This window comes from Streptomyces sp. NPDC051136 (genome assembly GCF_044455745.1).
Taxonomy (GTDB): domain Bacteria; phylum Actinomycetota; class Actinomycetes; order Streptomycetales; family Streptomycetaceae; genus Streptomyces.
The window spans coordinates 49,955-67,000 of the sequence record NZ_JBITFE010000010.1; the positions used below are offsets into that span (position 1 = coordinate 49,955).

Consider the following 17,046-nt stretch of genomic DNA (forward strand, 5'->3'; position numbering starts at 1 on the left):
CCCGTTCGGGAGCGCGCAACGGCACGGCACCCGCCCGGGTACCCGGCAGGCACGTCTTCCCGGCACCACCGTCTCCCGGCGGACCAGGGCAGCCGGGCGCCAGGCCGGAACCGGACCGGCCGGCACCTGCCCGGCCCGGCCCCGGCCGCCTCCGGCTGGTGTTCGACCGCCCCAGCCCCGTGCCGGCCTCCTACGGGCCGCCCGGCCGGCTACCCGTGCCAGGACCGCCACAGTGCCGCGTAGGCGCCGTCCGCCGCGACCAGCTCGTCGTGACTGCCCAGCTCGCTGATCCGGCCGTTCTCGACCACGGCGATGACGTCCGCGTCGTGGGCGGTGTGCAGGCGGTGGGCGATCGCGATCACCGTGCGGCCGTCCAGGACCCGGGCCAGGGACCGTTCGAGATGGCGCGCCGCTCGCGGGTCGAGCAGGGACGTCGCCTCGTCCAGCACCAGGGTGTGCGGGTCGGCCAGCACCAGGCGGGCCAGCGCGATCTGCTGGGCCTGGGCCGGAGTGAGCGCGAAGCCGCCGGAGCCGACCTCGGTGTCCAGTCCCTCCTCCAGCGCACGGGACCAGTCGTCCGCGTCGACCGCGCCCAGCGCCGCCCACAGCTCGGCGTCGGTGGCGCCGGACCTGGCGAGACGGAGGTTGTCGCGCAGGGAGCCGACGAAGACGTGGTGCTCCTGGTTGACGAGGGCGACGTGCGAGCGGACCCGCTCCGCGGGCATCCGGGAGAGTTCCGCGCCGCCCAGGGTGATCCGGCCCTCGCGGGGACCGTAGATCCCCGCGAGCAGCCTGCCGAGGGTGGATTTCCCGGCGCCCGACGGACCGACCAGGGCGAGCCTCGTGCCGGGGGCGACCTCCAGCGACACCTTGCGCAGGACGTCCACGCCCTCCAGATAGCCGAAGTGCACCTGGTCGGCGTGCACGTGGCGTCCGTCGGGGGCCAGGGACGAGTCACCGGCGTCCGGCTCGATGTCCCGCACGCCCACCAGCCGGGCCAGGGAGACCTGGGCCACCTGCAGCTCGTCGTACCAGCGCAGGATGAGGCCGACCGGGTCGACGAGCATCTGCGCGATCAGGGCCGCCGTGGTCAGCTGACCGACGCCGATCCAGCCCTGGAGGACGAACACACCGCCGATGAGCAGGACGGAGGCGAGCACGGTCACATGGGTGACGCTGATGACGGGGAAGAGCACCGACCGCAGCCACAGGGTGTAGCGCTCCCAGGCCGTCCACTCGCTGATCCGGCGCTCCGACAGTTCGATGCGGCGGGTGTCGAGACGGTGGGACTCGACGGTGCGCCCGGCGTCCACCGTCTCGGTGAGCGCGGCGGCCACCGCGGCGTACCCGGCGGCCTCCGAGCGGTAGGCGGCGGGTGCCCTGCGGAAGTACCAGCGGCAGCCGATCACCAGCAGCGGAACCGCGATCAGTACCGCGGGCGCCAGCGGTGGCGCCGTGACCACCAGCCCGGCGAGCAGCAGCACCACCCACACGGCGCCGATCGCGAGCTGGGGCACGGCCTCTCGCATGGCGTTGGCGAGCCGGTCGATGTCCGTGGTGATCCTGGAGAGCAGGTCGCCGGTGCCGGCCCGCTCCAGCACGCCGGGCGGCAATCCGACCGACCGCACGAGGAAGTCCTCCCGCAGGTCAGCCAGCATCCGCTCGCCGAGCATGGCCCCTCGCAGCCGCACCTCGCGCACGAAGACGGCCTGCACGAGAAGGGCGAGCAGGAAGAGCGTGGCGGTGAGACCGAGACGCAGCTCCCGCGTGTCGTCCGCGACCCGCTCCACGAGCCCGCCCAGCAGGTAGGGACCCGCCATCGAGGCGATCACGGCGACGGTGTTGACGGTGACGAGGAAGAGGAACGCCCGGCGGTGCCGGCGCAGCAGCTCTCCCGCGTACGCGCGTACGGTCGGGCGGGAGCCCACGGGCAGGGTGCTGGCCGTCGTGGGAGCCGCCGGGTCGTAGGACGGGGGCGCGACGCCGATCATGCCGTTTCCTCGATCTCTTCCAGTCGGTGCAGTACGTCGTCTTCCCGCAGGGCGTCGCCGCTGAGAGCGTCGTCGCTGAGGGCGCCGTCGCGTCCGTCGTCGCGTCCGCCGTCACGTTCGGCGCCGCGTCCGCCGTCACGTTGGTCGCCGCGTCCGTCGTCGGCCATGGTCCGGGCCGGCTTGCGGCCGGCCGGTACGGCGTCCGGGCGTGCCGCGGTCTCCTCGTCGGTCTCGCGGGTCACCACCGCCCGGTACCGGGGCTCGGTGTGCAGCAGCTCCCGGTGGGCTCCGACCGCCGCGACCTCGCCGTCGTGCAGGAACACGATCCGGTCCGCGCGGTCCAGGAGCAGCGGGGACGAGGTGAGGACCACCGTGGTGCGTCCCGCACGCAGGGCCCGAACGCCTTCCGCGATCCGCGCCTCCGTGTGCGAGTCCACGGCCGAGGTCGGTTCGTCCAGGACCAGCGCCTCCGGGTCGGTGATCAGGGACCGGGCCAGCGCCAGCCGCTGGCGCTGGCCGCCCGAAAGCGAACGGCCGCGTTCGGTGATCCGGGCGTTCATCGGGTCCTCGGCGCCGAGCGACCCCTGCGTGAGCGCCGTCAGGACGTCACCGCACTGGGCGGCGTTCAGCGCGTCGTCGGCGCGGACGGCACCGGAGGCGGGCACGTCCAGCAGTTCGCGGAGCGTGCCGGAGAGCAGGACCGGGTCCTTGTCCTGGACCAGGACCGCGGTGCGCGCGGACTTCAGGGGCAGCTCGTCCAACGGCACGCCGCCCAGCAGTGCCGACGTGCCCTTCTCCGAAGGGTGGCCGCCGAGCCGCTCGGCCAGCCGCCCGGCGGCGTCCGGGTCACCGCACACCACGGCGGTGAACCGGCCTGCCGGGGCGAGCAGACCGGTGGCCGGGTCGTACAGATCCCCGGCAGGGGTCTCGGCGGCGCGCGAACCCGTGGTGTCCGTGGCGCGTTCCAAGGACAGCACCCGGGCCGCACGGCCGGCCGAAGGACGGGAGAAGGAGTACGCCATGGCGATCTCCTCGAAGTGCCGCAGGGGGTAGGTGAGGATCATGACCGAGCTGTAGACGGTGACGAGTTCGCCGACGTCGATGCGGCCCTCGCGGGCCAGGTGGACGCCGTGCCAGACCACCGCGATCAGCAGCAGCCCCGGCAGCAGCACCTGGATGGCGGAGATCAGGGACCACATGCGGGCGCTGCGTACGGCCGCGTGGCGCACCTCCTGGGAGGCGTCGCGGTAGCGGTCGAGGAAGAGTTCCTCACCACCGATGCCGCGCAGCACGCGCAGTCCGGCGACGGTGTCCGAGGCGAGTTCGGTGGCGCGGCCTGCCTTGTCCCGCTGGACGTCGGCCCGCCGGGTGGCGCGCGGCAGCAGCGGCAGGACGGCCAGGGCCAGCACCGGCAGGCCGACGATCACGACGACACCGAGCGCCGGCTGGTAGACGACCAGCGCCACGCAGACCAGCACGATGGTGAGCGCGGCCGCGGTGAAGCGGGAGACGGCCTCCACGAACCAGCCGATCTTCTCGACGTCACCGGTGGACACGGCCACGACCTCGCCGGCGGCGACGCGTCGGGTCAGCGCGGAGCCCAGCAGCGCGGTCTTGCGGGCCAGGAGTTGCTGGACGCGAGCCGCCGCGGTGATCCAGTTGGTGACGGCGGTGCGGTGCAGGAAGGTGTCGCCGATCGCGTTGCCGGCGCAGCACAGCGCCATGACGCCGCCCGCGACGGCGAGCCGGGTGCCGGAGCGGTCGACGACCGCCTGGACGGCGAGACCGACGCAGAAGGGCAGAGCGGAGACGGAGGCGAAGTGCAGCAGGCCCCAGGCCAGTGACTTGAGTTGGCCACCGAGCTGGTTGCGGAACAGCCACCACAGGAATCGGGGGCCCGTGCGTGCGTCGGGCACGCCCGGGTCGGGATACGGAAGGTCTTGGATCTGCATGACGTCCCAGTGGCTCGTGTCAGGGGGTGCCGTCGCTGTGCGGCATCAGGAGGCTGCAAACCGTGAAAGGTTCGCGTCGCCGGGCGCCCAAAATCAAGCGGTTTTCCGGGTAGGGCCGGGAATCGAGCCGCGATGTCCCGCACGCGCGTGGTGCGTGGCACGCCGCCCGCCTCACTCCCGGTGCTCCTCCCCGCCACCGTCCTGACGGCATGCCCGGCACGAGTGCGACCATGGACGGATGGTGAGTGGTGGAGTACGGCGTACGGCGGTCGTGGCAGCGGCCCTTGGCTCTTTGCTGACGGTGTCGGCGCTGTCCGCCTGCGGCGGCCCGTCCGGCCCCGGCGCGGACTCCGCGGCGAGCGCGCCCCCCGCCGGCGCGGGCCGCGGCAGCGCGACGGCCGACCCGAAGACCGTCCCAGGCGTCGGCGACCGGCTCCAGCGGCGTATCCCCGCCGAATCGCGCCAGATCGTCGCGGTGTACGGCGACGGAGAGGACTCCGCCGACTCCACGGCCGTGCTGTACACGAAGCGGGGCTCCGGCTGGCACCGCGCCCGCAGTTGGGCGGCGCACAACGGCACCAGGGGCTGGACGACCGACCACCACGAGAACGACAAGCGCAGTCCCGTCGGGGTGTTCACGCTCAGCGACGCGGGCGGCGTGCTCCCGGACCCGGATCCGGCCCCCGGCACCGGGCTGCCGTACAGCAGGTCCGCGAGCTTCGCGGCACCGCGCTGGTGGGCGAAGTCGTACTGGCACGACTTCGACTACGTCATCGCCATCGACTACAACCGCGTCAAGGGAACCCCGCCCAACGATCCGACGCGCCCCGAGGGTTCGGCCAAGGGCGGTTCGATCTGGCTCCACATGGACCACGGCAGCGGTACGTCGGCCTGCGTCAGTCTGCCCAAGCCGGCGATGGAGTACCTGTTGCGCACCCTCGACCCGGACCTGCACCCGGTGGTGGTCATGGGGGACAGGGCCGATCTGAAGGCCTGAGCGGGAAGCAACCCGAACCCGAACCCGAGCCCGGGGACCGAACCCGGGGACCGAGCACGAAGCCGGCCCCGGACGTGAAGCCGGTCCCTGGTCTGCCCCGGCCCCGGATCAGACCGTGGGGCTGTGGCCCCCGCCGCTGTCGGGACCGTCGACCAGTGTGTCCAGCAACCCACCCAGGACCGCGCGCTGCCCGTCCGTCAGCGGGGCGAGGATCTCCTCGGCGGCGGACCGGCGCGCCGCGCGCAGTTCCCCCAGGGCCGCGCGTCCGTCGTCGGTCAGCTCGATGCGGATGACGCGGCGGTTGGCCGGGTCCGGGACGCGGCGCACCTTCCCGGCCGCCTCCAGACCGTCGACCAGTGTCGTCACCGCCCGGGGCACGACCTCGAGGCGCTCGGCGAGGTCGGCCATGCGCGGGGGCGAGCCCCAGTGCGCCAGCGTGCGCAGCAGCCGGGACTGCGCCGGGGTGATACCGAGGTCACGGTGCTCGAGGTGGCGCTTCTGGATGCGGTGCACCCGGCGGGTGAGCCGCAGCAGCTGCTCGGCGAGCAGGCCGTCGGGATCGGGGGCGGTCATGCGGGAACAATATCAGGATGGCATTCATTGTGAGTATAGGTAACAATGACTGTCGATCCGTAATCCTCGTCTCCTAGGGAGCCCATGCGCCCCGATCGCGAATCCGCCTGGACCGCGCCTGCCGACGCCAAGGAACAGCCCCGGCAGGTGCGTCGCATCCTCACGCTGTTCCGGCCCTACCGCGGCCGTCTCGCGGTCGTCGGCCTGCTGGTCGGCGCCGCGTCCCTGGTGTCGGTCGCGACGCCCTTCATGCTCAGGGAGATCCTCGACGTCGCGATCCCCGAGGGGCGCACCGGCCTGCTGAGCCTGCTCGCCCTCGGCATGATCTTCGGTGCCGTCCTGACCAGTGTCTTCGGCGTGTTGCAGACGCTCATCTCCACGACCGTGGGACAGCGCGTCATGCACGACCTGCGCACGGCCGTCTACGGCCGGCTCCAGCAGATGTCCCTCGCGTTCTTCACCCGCACCCGCACCGGCGAGGTCCAGTCCCGCATCGCCAACGACATCGGCGGCATGCAGGCCACCGTCACCTCCACGGCGACCTCCCTGGTCTCCAACCTCACCAGCGTGGTGGCCACGATCGTCGCCATGGTCGTCCTCGACTGGCGCCTCACCGTCGTCTCCCTGCTCCTGCTTCCGGTGTTCGTGTGGATCAGCCGCCGCGTGGGCAGAGAGCGCAAAAAGATCACCACCCGGCGGCAGAAGCAGATGGCCGCGATGGCCGCCACGGTCACCGAGTCGCTCTCCGTCAGCGGCATCCTGCTCGGCCGCACCATGGGCCGGTCCGACTCGCTCACCCGCGCCTTCGCGGAGGAGTCGGAGAGTCTGGTCGACCTGGAGGTGAGGTCGAACATGGCGGGCCGCTGGCGGATGGCCGTCATCACGATCGTCATGGCCGCCATGCCGGCCGTCATCTACTGGACCGCCGGCATCGCCCTGCAACTCGGTGGGCCGGACGTGTCGCTCGGTACGATCGTCGCCTTCGTCTCGCTCCAGCAGGGCCTGTTCCGGCCGACGGTGAGCCTGCTGTCGACCGGCGTCCAGATCCAGACCTCGCTCGCGCTCTTCCAGCGCATCTTCGAGTACCTCGACCTGCCGATCGACATCACCGAACGGCGGGACCCGGTCCACCTCGACCACATCAAGGGCGAAATCCGCTTCGAGCGCGTCGAGTTCGGCTACGGCGGCAAGGGCGGCCCGGTGCTCGACGGCATCGACATCACGGTCCCCGCGGGCAGCAGCCTCGCCGTCGTCGGCCCCACCGGTGCCGGCAAGTCCACCCTCGGGCACCTGGTGCCGCGGTTGTACGACGTGACAGGCGGCCGGGTGACCCTCGACGGGGTCGACGTGCGGGACCTCGACTTCGACACCCTCGCCCGCGCGGTCGGCGTCGTGTCGCAGGAGACGTACCTCTTCCACGCCTCCGTCGCCGAGAACCTGCGCTTCGCCAAGCCGGACGCCACCGACGCGGAGCTGGAGGCGGCGGCGAGGGCGGCCCAGATCCACGACCACATCGCCGCCCTGCCCGAGGGCTACGACACCGTGGTCGGCGAGCGCGGCCACCGCTTCTCCGGCGGCGAGAAGCAGCGCCTGGCCATCGCCCGCACCATCCTGCGCGACCCGCCCGTCCTCGTCCTGGACGAGGCCACCAGCGCCCTGGACACCCGTACCGAGGCCGCCGTGCAGGGCGCCATCGACGCCCTGTCCGCCAACCGCACCACGATCACCATCGCTCACCGCCTCTCCACCGTCCGTGGAGCCGACCGGATCGTGGTCCTCGACTCCGGACGCCTGGCCGAACAGGGCACGCACGAGGCGCTGCTGGCGCAGGACGGGAGGTATGCCGCGCTGGTCCGCAGGGACGCCCGACTGGAGCCGACAAAATGACGATATGCCGGGTTTGCGCGCATATGGGGGTTACCGTGCCCGCATGCAGATGAACACGCCGCCGCGGAACGCGAGAAGCGCGAGAGGTGCCGGGAGCGCCGGGAGCGCCAGGAGCGCCGGAGGTCACGGCAGCCCAAGGAACCCCGGAGGGCCTGGAGGCCTCGGAGGTCCCAGAGGTCCCCGAACCCCCAGGAGGACGATCCGGCTGACGCGCCGGGGCCGTATCGCCCTGATCGCGATCGGCGCCGTGGTGGCCGGTACCGCCGTCGCGGTGCCGCTGCTGACGACGGGCGAGGAGGGCGAGTCCCGTCCCACCTCCCTGACGATCCCGGAGGGCCGGCGCGCCACGGAGGTCTACGAGGCCGTCGACAAGGCCCTCGCCCTGCCCGCGGGCACCACCAAGAAGTCCCTGGCCAAGGCGGGTCTCAAGCTGCCGAACGACGCCGAGGGCAACCCCGAGGGCTATCTCTTCCCGGCGACCTACCCGCTGGGCGGGAACCCGACCCCGGAGAAGCTGCTGACGGCCATGGTCGACACGGCGAACAAGAGGTTCACCGGGGCGCCGGTCGCCGCGGGCGCCCAGCGCAACGCGCTGAACGTCTATCAGGCGGTCACCATCGCCAGCATCGTGCAGGAGGAGGCCGCCGACGAGGAGGACATGGGCAAGGTGGCCCGGGTGATCTTCAACCGGCTGGAACGCGGAATGCCGCTGCAGATGGACTCCACCATCAACTACGCCCTGGGCCGTTCGACGCTGAGGACCACCACCCAGGACACGAAGATCGACAGTCCGTACAACTCGTACCAGCGCATGGGCCTGCCGCCGACGCCCATCGCCAATCCCGGCGACGAGGCGATGAGTGCCGCGATCAACCCGACCCCGGGGGACTGGCTGTACTTCGTCACGGTCAAGCCGGGTGACACCCGCTTCACCGCCGACTACGCAGAGCACCAGCGCAACGTGGCCGAGTTCAACCGCCTTCAGGCGAGTGCCGGGAGGAAGGGCGGGGCCGAGGCGGCCGAGTGACCCGTCGGGGCGTCATGCGGCGACCGGCTCGCCTCCGGCCAGCAGCCGTCTGATGTCCCGCACGGCCGCACGGCCCGCCCGGTTGGCGCCGATGGTGCTGGCCGAGGGGCCGTAGCCGACGAGATGGATCCGGGGATCGGCGACCGCGCGCGTCCCCTCCACCCGGACGCCGCCGCCCGCCTCCCGCAGCCGCAGCGGCCTCAGGTGGTCGAGGGCGGCCCGGAACCCGGTCGCCCACAGGATCACGTCCGCCGCCACCCGCCGCCCGCCGCTCCACTCCACGCCCTCGGGGGTGATCCGGTCGAACATCGGCTGCCGGTCCAGCACTCCCGACGCCAGTCCGGCCCGGATCGCGTCGTTCAGCGGCAGCCCGGTCACCGAGACGACGCTCTTCGGCGGCAGCCCCTGCCGCACCCGTTCCTCCACGAGTGCCACCGCAGCCCGGCCCGCCCCCTCGTCGAAGGGCCCCTCGCGAAAGACGGGCGGCCTCCTGGTCACCCAGGTGGTGGCCGCCGCGAACGGGGCGATCTCCAGCAGGTGCTGCGTCCCGGAGGCGCCGCCGCCCACCACGATCACGCGCCGCCCGGCGAACTCCTCGGGCCCCGCGTACCGGGCGGTGTGCAGCTGCCGTCCCCGGAAGGTCTCCTGCCCGGGGTAGCGCGGCCAGAAGGGCCGGTCCCACGTGCCGGTCGCGTTGATCAGGGCGCGTGTCGCCCACGACCCGGCCGACGTCTCGACGAGCAGGCGCCCGTCCACCCCCTCACGCACGGCACGCACGTCGACGGGGCGCCGCACCCGCAGGTCGAAGGTCCGCTCGTACGCGGCGAAGTACCCGCTGATCACCTCGGCGGACGGCCGCGCCGGATCCGCGCCGGTCAGCTCCATGCCCGGGAGGGCGTGCATGCCGTGCACCCTGCCGTACGTCAGGGACGGCCAGCGGAACTGCCAGGCGCCGCCGGGCCCGGGGGAGTGGTCGAGCACCACGAAGTCGCGCTCCGGCTCGGAACCCGTGCGCCGCAGGTGATAGGCGGCGGCGAGTCCGGCCTGACCGGCCCCGATGACGACGACGTCGACCTCGCGCATGTTGTTCACGCTTCTACCAACGGTGCCGGAGGCCGCGATCTTCCCCCGGTGTCAGGATGGGGGCATGCCAGATGCCCTCACCACCCGAGTCCTGAACCTCGCCACCGGCGCGGCGGAGCGGGTCGCCGACATCACCGGCGACTGCGAGTCCTTCCTGCGCGAGGCGGCGTCCGGCCGCGACGGTCTGCTCAACGTGTTCGTCCCGCACGCCACCGCCGGGATCGCGATCATCGAGACCGGCGCCGGCAGCGACGACGACCTGCTGTCCGCCCTGCACACCCTGCTCCCGGCCGACGACCGCTGGCAGCACCGCCACGGCAGCCCCGGCCACGGCCGCGACCACGTCCTGCCGGCCTTCGTACCGCCGCACGCGACACTGCCGGTGATCGGCGGCCGCCTGGAACTCGGGACGTGGCAGTCGGTGTGCCTGGTGGACACCAACAAGGACAACCCCGACCGCCGGGTCCGGCTGAGCTTCCTCGGCTGACGGGGCGCCCTCCATGGGGGCGGGAGGCCCTACTCCACCGCCATCTCGCCCAGCTCCGACCAGTCCTCCTGGTCGACCGTCGCGTTCACGATGCGCGGGGTACGGGCCAGGTGCCGCGGCAGCTTCTCCCGTGCGGCGCGGAAGTGCGCGGACCCGACGTGCGCGGCGCCCGCCTCGTCGTCGCGGAACGCCTCGACCAGCACGTACTCCGTGGGGTCGTCGACGCTGCGCGACCAGTCGAACCAGAGGCAGCCGGGTTCCGCCCGGGTGGCCCGGGTGAACTCGCCGGCGATCTCCGGCCACCGGTCCGCGTGCTCGGGGAGTACCTGGAACTTCGCCGTGATGAAGATCATGGGGCCGGTTCCCTTTCTGGGGTCGCAGGGGGCGGGGACCGGAAGGGGAGCCCGCGGACGGCGGGGGTCCCGGCAGCGGTCCGCCCGCCCGGGTCGAGGGGCTGCGGACGAGGTTACCGACGAAGCGGACACCGGTCTCGGCGCCGGGCCGCCGTGCGACGGCCCGGTACGGGGTCGGCGTACCGGGCCACACACACCTTCCCGAGAGCGGCACGCGCTGCCGAGCCGGGCGACCGGGGGTCAGGCGTTCGCCCGCTTCCGGCCACGCACCACCAGCCGCTTCACCAGCGGCCAGGCGAGCAGCAGCACGATCACCGCGTACACCGTCACCGAGAACGGCGTGTCGACCAGGCCCGACACGCTGCCGTCGCTGATCTGCAGGGCGCGGCGCAACTGCTGCTCGGCGTTCGGACCGAGGATGACGCCGATCACGGCGGGCAGGACGGGCAGCCCGTAGCGCCGCATGCCGAAGCCGATGAGGCCGATGACGAGCAGGATCACCAGGTCGACCACCTCACCGCCGACCGCGTACGCGCCGACGGCCGCGAAGAACATGATCCCCGCGTACAGGTACGGGCGCGGGATGCGCAGCAGCTTGGCCCACACCGGCGCGAGCGGCAGGTTCAGGGCGAGCAGCAGCACCATGCCGACGAAGAGCGAGGCGATCAGACCCCACACCAGCTCGGGCTCGCGTTCGAAGAGCAGCGGCCCCGGCTGGATGCCGTACTGCTGGAAGGCGGCCAGCATGACCGCCGCGACCGCGGTGGTCGGCAGGCCCAGGGTCAGCATCGACACCAGCGTGCCCGCCGCCGAGGCCGACGCCGCCGACTCGGGGCCCGCCACCCCCTCGATGGCGCCCTTGCCCCACTCGTCCTTGTGCTTGGACAGCCGCTTCTCCGTGACGTACGAGAGGAAGGTCGGGATCTCCGCGCCGCCCGCCGGGATCGCGCCGAACGGGAAGCCGATGAACGGACCGCGCAGCCAGGACTTCCAGGTGCGCCGGACGTCGTCGCGGCCGAGCCAGGGGCGGCCCACCGGAATGGGCTCGGCCCCGCCGCGCCGCAGATGCGCCGCCACCCACAGCGCCTCGCCGATCGCGAACAGACCGACCGCCACGATCACCACGTCCACGCCGTCGGCGAGTTGCAGCGAACCGAAGGTCAGCCGCTGCTGGCCGGTCATCTGGTCGAGCCCCACCAGGCCGATGGTCAGACCGATCAGCAGCGAGGCCAGGCCTCTGACGCGCGACGAACCCAGCACCGACGTCACGGCGATGAACGCCAGCACCATGATGGCGAAGTAGTCCGGAGCGCCGATGTCCACCGCCAGGTCGGCGACCGTGGGCGCCAGCGCCACCAGCAGGATCGTGCCGATCATGCCGCCCGCGAAGTGACCGATGGCCGCGGCGGCCAGCGCCTGGGCGCCGCGCCCCGCCTTCGCCATGGGGTTGCCCTCCATGGCCGCGACCACGGCGGCGCTCTCGCCGGGGGTGTTGAGCAGGATGGAGGTGGTCGAACCGCCGAACATCGCGCCGTAGTAGATGCCCGCGAACATGATGAACGCGGCGACCGGGTCGAGGCCGTACGTCACCGGCAGCAGCAGCGCCACCGCCATCGCGGGTCCGATGCCGGGCAGCACACCGATGGCCGTGCCCAGCAGCACGCCGAGGGCGGCCCACAGCAGGTTGAGCGGGGTGAGCGCCGTGCCGAACCCGTCCATGAGGGAGTTGAGGGCGTTCATGTCAGAGCACTCCCATCAGCGGACCGCCGGGCAGGGGCACGCCGAGCAGCTTGTCGAAGACGACGTAGGTGATCAGGGACAGCACCGCGGCGATCAGCGGATCGCGGTCCACGCGGCGGCTGCCGAGGGCGAAGGCGGCACCCCAGAAGAGCAGCGCCCCCGCCACGGGGAAACCGGCCGGTTCGATCAGGGCGGCGGCGCCGAGGAATATCCCGGACAGCAGCAGCACCGTGCGCCAGTCGGCCGGTTCGGACAGGTCGACGTCCTCGCCGCCCTCCGCCTCGCCCCGGCCGCCGCGCAGCACGTCGACGGCGAGCAGCGCCGCGATCACCAGCAGACCGATGCCGACCACGACCGGCACCGTCCTGGGGCCGACCGGGCCGCGCTGGGTGATGTCGACGTCCATGGTGAGCGCGTCGGTCAGCACGAGCACGCCGAGCGCCAGCAGCAGGACGCACACGCCGAGTTCGGAGTGCTCGCGCAGCCACGAGCCCCGTCGGACGGCCCTCTCCTCGGGAACGTCGGTCGGCGTCGTCACAGTCCCAGCTCCTTCAGCACCGACACCACGCGCTCGTCCTGGGCGTCCAGGAAGTCGCCGAACTCCTCACCGGTCAGGAAGGCGTCGTCCCAGCCGTTCTGGTCCATGGACTTCTTCCACTCGGGCGAGTCGTGCAGTTCCTCGAACAGGCGGGTCAGCTTGGTGCGCTGCGCCTCGGACAGACCGGGCGGGGCGACGACGCCGCGCCAGTTCGTGAAGTTCACGTCGTAACCCGACTCCTTGAGCGTGGGCACGTCCCGGAGGTCGTCCACCCGCTCGGGGCCGGTCACCGCGAGCACCCTCAGCTCGCCCGCCTTGATCTGGTCCAGGTACTCGCCCACGCCGGAGACCCCGAAGCCGACCTTGTTGCCGAGGATCGAGGCGAGCAGCTCGCCGCCGCCGTCGAAGGGGATGTAATTGACCGCCTTCGGGGAGATCCCGGCGGCCCGCGCCATCAGCATCGGCGCGAGGTGGTCGGGCCCGCCCGGGGACGAACCACCGCCCACGGGGATCTTGCCCGGGTCCTTCTTCCAGGCGCCGATCAGCTCGTCGATCGTCCTGTACGGCGAGTCCTTGGCGACCACGACGACGTCCTGCTCCTCGGTGAGACGCGCGATCGGCGTGGCGTCGGCGAGGGTCTTGGGCGCGTGGTTGGAGCGGGCGGCGCCCACGACACCGAGGCCCATGGACATGGCGAGCCTGCCGTTGCCGTGCTCGCTCACCAGGCGGCTCAGGCCCACGGTGCCGCCCGCGCCGGGCAGGTTGAACACCTCGATGCCGTGGGTGAGTCCGGCGTCCTCGGCGTTCTTCGCGGCCGTGCGGGCGGTGATGTCGTAGCCGCCGCCGGGCGTGTTGGGAACCATGAAGCGCAGGCCCGGGATGCGGGTGCCGGAGTCGGAGTCGTCGCCGGAGGAGAGCAACGGCGGTCCCGCCAGCACGAGCACGGCGGCCCCGAGCAGGGCGAGGGGGGTGCGCAGGCGCACGTATGACACCACCTGTCGGTCGGGTAGATCGGTACGGGGGGGGAGCCCTGTGGGGGGGGTGACGTGGGCCACATGGTGCCCGGACGCCTGCCTCGTGTCTTCCTTGCGGAACCAAGGGAGGTTGTGTTCATTGCGGTCACCGGGTCGAGGCCGAACCGGCACCGGTCCGCTGGTGCGGAAGCGCGGGTGCCGTGCCGGCGCCGGTGCGAGCCTCGCCGACACGGCGCGGGTGCATCACCGGGGTATCGCCGGTCGGCCGCCGGTTCATTGCGATGAAGGCACATCCCTTTCCTTCGCCGCAGGTGGGCGCCATCATGGCGTCCCGGCACACCGACCGGTCCCCCCGCCGGTCACCGCATCGCATCCCCGTCCCCCGCACCCGTCCGTGAGCCGAGAACGAGTCCGCCGTGGCCCCCACCTTCCGCCGTCAGACCCTCGCGGGCGAGATGCTGGTCCTCCAGCTCGCCATCGTCGTGGTCGTCCTGCTCGCGGTCGCCGCCGTCTCGCTCGCCCAGTCGAGGGCCACCTTCAACCGCGTCGAGGGCCGCCGGGTCACCGCCCTCGCCGAACAGCTCGCCGCGACGCCGCTGGTGCGCAGCCAGCTGCTCGGCCCCCTGCCGCAGGAGGCCCTCGCCCCGCTGGTCAACGCCACACAGACCCAGTCGGGCGTCACCTCCGTCACGGTGGCCGACGCCGAGGGCCGCGTCGTCAGCTCCACGGACCCCACGCTGATCGGCGCCCGGGTGCCGCGCGGTGAGGGCGCCGACGTGACCAGCGGCTGGTCGGGGCCGCTGACCGTGCGGGGCAGCCGGGAACTCGTCGCCCAGGTCCCGGTGCTCGGCGCCACCCGGCAGACCCTCGGCCGTCACCTCGGCACGGTGATGGTCGGCGAGGCCGACCCGACGGTGTGGCAGCGCCTGAGCGGCGCCTCCTCCTACCTCCTCGCCTACCTCGGCATCGCCAGCGGCCTCGGCGTCGCCGGGTCCTGGCTGCTCGCCCGGCGCGTCAAGCGGCAGACCCTGGGGCTCGAGCCGCGCGAGATCGCCGGCCTCGCCGAACACCGCGAGGCCATGCTGTACGGCATCGCCGAGGGCGTCGTCGCCCTCGACCCGCAGCACCGGCTCACCCTGGTCAACGAGATGGGGCGGCGCCTGCTCGACCTGCCCGCGGACTGCGTGGGCCGGAGCCTGGACGGCCTCGGCATCGACGGACGGCTGCGGGACGTCCTCGCCGGTGCCACCTCCGCGGCGGCCGGGCCCAGCGACGAGGTCGTCGTCCGTCACGGCCGGGTCCTGGTCATGAACCGCATGACGGTCACCAAGGACGGCCGCACGCTCGGTTCGGTCACCACTCTGCGCGACCGCACCGAACTGGCCCGTCTGGAACGCGAGATCGGCTCCTTCCGCAGCACCTCCGAGCTGCTGCGCGCCCAGGCCCACGAGTTCGCCAACCAGCTGCACACCATCTCCGGCCTGATCCAGATCGGTGAGCAGGACGAAGTGGTGCGCTACGTGCGCGGGCTCACCCGGCGCCGCCAGTCCCTGGACCTGACCCTCAGCCGCCGGGTCCGTGACACCGCGGTCGCCGCGCTGATCACGGCGAAGTCCTCGCTGGCGGCCGAGCGCAGGGTCGCGCTGCGCGTGTCGGAGCGCACGGCGCTGGACCGGCTGGACCCGGCGGACGCCGCCGACGTGGCGACCGTGCTCGGCAACCTCGTCGACAACGCCGTGGACGCCGCAGCGTCCCCCGACGACGCCCACGGGGCCTGGGTCGAGATCGAGCTGCGGCAGGACGCCGCCAGCGTCGAGATCGTGGTCCGCGACTCCGGCCCCGGGGTGGCGCCCGAACTGGCCCGGGAGGTCTTCTCCCACGGCTTCACCACCAAGGCCGCCCGGCAGGGCGAGCGCGGTATCGGCCTGGCGCTGACCCGGCTGGTCTGCGAACGTCACGGCGGTGAGATCTCGGTGACCAACACCCCCGAGGGGGCCGTGTTCACCGCACGCATGACCGTCAGCCACCTCACCGACGCGGTGGCGGAAGGAGCAGCACCATGACGGCACCGAGCGGCCCGTCCGACGCGGCCGCCCCCACCCCCGGCCCCGAGGGGACGCCCCGGGCCGCCGAACCCGAAAGGACGCCCCGGGCCGCCGACCCGATCGGCGTGCTCGTGGTCGACGACGACTTCATGGTGGCCCGCGTCCACCGCGCGTTCGTCGAACGGGTCGAGCCCTTCCGGGTCGTCGGGGTCGCCGGCACCGGGGAGCAGGCGCTCGCCGCCGTCGGGGACCTGCGCCCCGACCTGATCCTGCTCGACCTGTACCTGCCGGACGTCTTCGGCCTGGACGTCGTCCCACGGCTGCGCGCCGCCGGCCACGACTGCGACGTCATGGTCGTCAGCGCGGCCCGCGAGGCGGACGCGGTGCGCGGCGCCGTGCGCCACGGCGTGGTCGACTACCTGCTCAAACCGTTCGAGTTCGAGGACCTGCGGGTCCGGCTGGAGCGCTACGCCGTCCAACGGGGCCGGCTGCTCGGCACGGTCGTGCGCAGCCAGGCCGACGTCGACCGGGTACTGGCCGGAGCCGCGGCGCAGGCGGCCACCGCCCCCGTACTGCCCAAGGGCATGAGCGTGGAGACCGCCGAGCTGGTCGAGCGCACCCTGCGTGAGACCGACGGCACCCTGTCCGCCAGCGAGTGCGCGGCGCTGACGGGCGTCTCCCGGGTCAGCGCCCGCCGTTACCTGGAGTACTTCCACACCGTGGGCAGCGCGGACGTCTCCCTGCGCTACGGGGTGGCGGGCCGCCCCGAGCGCCGGTACCGCTTCCTGGGCACGGTCACCGGCCTGGCGCTCCCGCCCGCAGCCCGTCCATGACGAAGTCGAGGAACCGGGTGACCCGCGGCTGCCAGTCGTCACCGGAGTCGATCAGCCAGAGGCCGCCGATGACGAGGAAGAAGTCGTCGGCGGAGACGCCCGGGCGGATGGTGCCGGCCGCCTCGTTGGCGCGCAGCAGGAGGTCGGCCGCGTCCATCACCGGGGCGGGTTCGGGTTTCGCCGGGCCCCCGGGCGCGCTCGTGACCAGCCGGATCGCGTCCGCCAGCCCGACCTTGGTCATGGCGAAGCGGGCGAGGTGGTCCAGCCACTCACGCAGGGCGTCCTCGGGTGCCCGCGTGGCCAGCAGTTCGGGCGCCGCGTCGGCCACCTGCTGCATCTCGTAGCGGTAGACCTCCAGGACCAGCGCCTCGCGGTGCGGGAAGTTGCGGTAGAACGTGCCCTGGCCGACGCCCGCCTTCTTGGCGATGGTGCTCAGCGGGACGCGCGCGCAGCGGGTCAGCTCCTCCGTGGCCACACGCAGGATGCGCTCACGGTTGCGCTGCGCGTCCGACCGCAGAGGCGGGTCCGCCTCGTCTCTCCTCGACGGCGACACTCGTCCTCCTCCC

The 17,046-nt window shown here is 72.8% G+C and carries 15 protein-coding genes; 6 read left to right on the forward strand and 9 right to left on the reverse strand.

Annotated elements, in window-relative coordinates; translation table 11 throughout:
• Nucleotides 1-209: 209 nt before the first annotated feature.
• Together ACIBCJ_RS27335 and ACIBCJ_RS27340 are read right to left on the reverse strand one after the other, a co-directional pair.
• The gene (locus ACIBCJ_RS27335) at nt 210-1,991 is read right to left on the reverse strand and encodes an ABC transporter ATP-binding protein (RefSeq protein ID WP_365979745.1); all 1,782 of its coding nucleotides are present in this window, start codon (nt 1,989-1,991) and stop codon (nt 210-212) included.
• Nucleotides 1,988-3,943: an ABC transporter ATP-binding protein gene (locus ACIBCJ_RS27340; RefSeq protein WP_365979746.1), complete on the reverse strand. Its 1,956-nt coding sequence runs from the start codon at nt 3,941-3,943 to the stop codon at nt 1,988-1,990. Before ACIBCJ_RS27340 ends, ACIBCJ_RS27335 begins: the two co-directional genes overlap by 4 nt.
• A gap of 238 nt (nt 3,944-4,181) precedes the next feature.
• On the opposite strand from ACIBCJ_RS27340, the gene ACIBCJ_RS27345 reads away from it, so the two are divergent.
• On the forward strand, nt 4,182-4,940 hold the full coding sequence (locus ACIBCJ_RS27345; protein WP_365979747.1) for a hypothetical protein: 759 nt from the start codon (nt 4,182-4,184) through the stop codon (nt 4,938-4,940).
• A 108-nt stretch (nt 4,941-5,048) separates the two neighbouring features.
• Here the strand turns inward: ACIBCJ_RS27345 and ACIBCJ_RS27350 are convergent, their stop codons facing one another.
• Nucleotides 5,049-5,513, reverse strand: a complete 465-nt coding sequence (locus ACIBCJ_RS27350; RefSeq protein ID WP_362096361.1) for a MarR family transcriptional regulator — start codon at nt 5,511-5,513, stop codon at nt 5,049-5,051.
• A gap of 84 nt (nt 5,514-5,597) precedes the next feature.
• Here ACIBCJ_RS27350 and ACIBCJ_RS27355 point away from each other — a divergent pair, with 84 nt between their 5' ends.
• A complete protein-coding gene (locus ACIBCJ_RS27355) occupies nt 5,598-7,400 on the forward strand; it encodes an ABC transporter ATP-binding protein (RefSeq protein ID WP_365979748.1) in 1,803 nt (600 codons plus the stop codon).
• A gap of 250 nt (nt 7,401-7,650) precedes the next feature.
• Nucleotides 7,651-8,427 carry an endolytic transglycosylase MltG gene (mltG, locus tag ACIBCJ_RS27360; protein WP_393524281.1) on the forward strand — a complete coding sequence of 259 codons (777 nt, stop codon included), beginning with the start codon at nt 7,651-7,653 and terminating at the stop codon, nt 8,425-8,427.
• Between the two features lie 12 nt (nt 8,428-8,439).
• Here the strand turns inward: mltG and ACIBCJ_RS27365 are convergent, their stop codons facing one another.
• Nucleotides 8,440-9,519, reverse strand: a complete 1,080-nt coding sequence (locus tag ACIBCJ_RS27365) for an NAD(P)-binding domain-containing protein (protein ID WP_365979749.1) — start codon at nt 9,517-9,519, stop codon at nt 8,440-8,442.
• Nucleotides 9,520-9,574: 55 nt separating this feature from the next.
• On the opposite strand from ACIBCJ_RS27365, the gene ACIBCJ_RS27370 reads away from it, so the two are divergent.
• Nucleotides 9,575-9,997 carry a secondary thiamine-phosphate synthase enzyme YjbQ gene (locus ACIBCJ_RS27370; protein ID WP_365979750.1) on the forward strand — a complete coding sequence of 141 codons (423 nt, stop codon included), beginning with the start codon at nt 9,575-9,577 and terminating at the stop codon, nt 9,995-9,997.
• 29 nt (nt 9,998-10,026) lie between these two features.
• On the opposite strand, the gene ACIBCJ_RS27375 is transcribed toward ACIBCJ_RS27370, so the two are convergent.
• The 4 genes from ACIBCJ_RS27375 to ACIBCJ_RS27390 all read right to left on the reverse strand — a co-directional run bounded on the left by ACIBCJ_RS27375 (nt 10,027) and on the right by ACIBCJ_RS27390 (nt 13,611).
• Nucleotides 10,027-10,350 carry a putative quinol monooxygenase gene (locus tag ACIBCJ_RS27375; protein WP_133886824.1) on the reverse strand — a complete coding sequence of 108 codons (324 nt, stop codon included), beginning with the start codon at nt 10,348-10,350 and terminating at the stop codon, nt 10,027-10,029.
• Between the two features lie 240 nt (nt 10,351-10,590).
• Nucleotides 10,591-12,090 (reverse strand): tripartite tricarboxylate transporter permease, encoded by a 1,500-nt coding sequence (locus ACIBCJ_RS27380; protein WP_365979751.1) that lies wholly within the window; start codon nt 12,088-12,090, stop codon nt 10,591-10,593.
• Nucleotide 12,091: 1 nt separating this feature from the next.
• Entirely contained in the window at nt 12,092-12,628 is a 537-nt protein-coding gene (locus tag ACIBCJ_RS27385) for a tripartite tricarboxylate transporter TctB family protein (protein WP_362096343.1), read from the reverse strand.
• On the reverse strand, nt 12,625-13,611 hold the full coding sequence (locus tag ACIBCJ_RS27390; RefSeq protein ID WP_362502995.1) for a tripartite tricarboxylate transporter substrate binding protein: 987 nt from the start codon (nt 13,609-13,611) through the stop codon (nt 12,625-12,627). Before ACIBCJ_RS27390 ends, ACIBCJ_RS27385 begins: the two co-directional genes overlap by 4 nt.
• A 407-nt stretch (nt 13,612-14,018) precedes the next feature.
• Here ACIBCJ_RS27390 and ACIBCJ_RS27395 point away from each other — a divergent pair, with 407 nt between their 5' ends.
• Both ACIBCJ_RS27395 and ACIBCJ_RS27400 read left to right on the forward strand, forming a co-directional pair.
• Nucleotides 14,019-15,665 carry an ATP-binding protein gene (locus ACIBCJ_RS27395; protein ID WP_365979752.1) on the forward strand — a complete coding sequence of 549 codons (1,647 nt, stop codon included), beginning with the start codon at nt 14,019-14,021 and terminating at the stop codon, nt 15,663-15,665.
• Nucleotides 15,662-16,480, forward strand: a complete 819-nt coding sequence (locus tag ACIBCJ_RS27400) for a response regulator (RefSeq protein ID WP_365979753.1) — start codon at nt 15,662-15,664, stop codon at nt 16,478-16,480. The genes ACIBCJ_RS27395 and ACIBCJ_RS27400 overlap by 4 nt, the downstream gene beginning before the upstream one ends.
• On the opposite strand, the gene ACIBCJ_RS27405 is transcribed toward ACIBCJ_RS27400, so the two are convergent.
• Entirely contained in the window at nt 16,443-17,033 is a 591-nt protein-coding gene (locus ACIBCJ_RS27405; protein WP_362096331.1) for a TetR/AcrR family transcriptional regulator, read from the reverse strand. The genes ACIBCJ_RS27400 and ACIBCJ_RS27405 overlap by 38 nt on opposite strands.
• Nucleotides 17,034-17,046: the final 13 nt, after the last annotated feature.

Excerpts from the sequence above, each read along its gene's own strand:
- ACIBCJ_RS27335 (WP_365979745.1), bottom strand. The coding sequence starts at position 1,991 with ATGATCGGCGTCGCGCCCCCGTCCTACGACCCGGCGGCTCCCACGACG.
- ACIBCJ_RS27340 (WP_365979746.1), bottom strand. The coding sequence starts at position 3,943 with ATGCAGATCCAAGACCTTCCGTATCCCGACCCGGGCGTGCCCGACGCA.
- ACIBCJ_RS27345 (WP_365979747.1), top strand. The coding sequence starts at position 4,182 with ATGGTGAGTGGTGGAGTACGGCGTACGGCGGTCGTGGCAGCGGCCCTT.
- ACIBCJ_RS27350 (WP_362096361.1), bottom strand. The coding sequence starts at position 5,513 with ATGACCGCCCCCGATCCCGACGGCCTGCTCGCCGAGCAGCTGCTGCGG.
- ACIBCJ_RS27355 (WP_365979748.1), top strand. The coding sequence starts at position 5,598 with ATGCGCCCCGATCGCGAATCCGCCTGGACCGCGCCTGCCGACGCCAAG.
- ACIBCJ_RS27370 (WP_365979750.1), top strand. The coding sequence starts at position 9,575 with ATGCCAGATGCCCTCACCACCCGAGTCCTGAACCTCGCCACCGGCGCG.
- ACIBCJ_RS27375 (WP_133886824.1), bottom strand. The coding sequence starts at position 10,350 with ATGATCTTCATCACGGCGAAGTTCCAGGTACTCCCCGAGCACGCGGAC.
- ACIBCJ_RS27380 (WP_365979751.1), bottom strand. The coding sequence starts at position 12,090 with ATGAACGCCCTCAACTCCCTCATGGACGGGTTCGGCACGGCGCTCACC.
- ACIBCJ_RS27400 (WP_365979753.1), top strand. The coding sequence starts at position 15,662 with ATGACGGCACCGAGCGGCCCGTCCGACGCGGCCGCCCCCACCCCCGGC.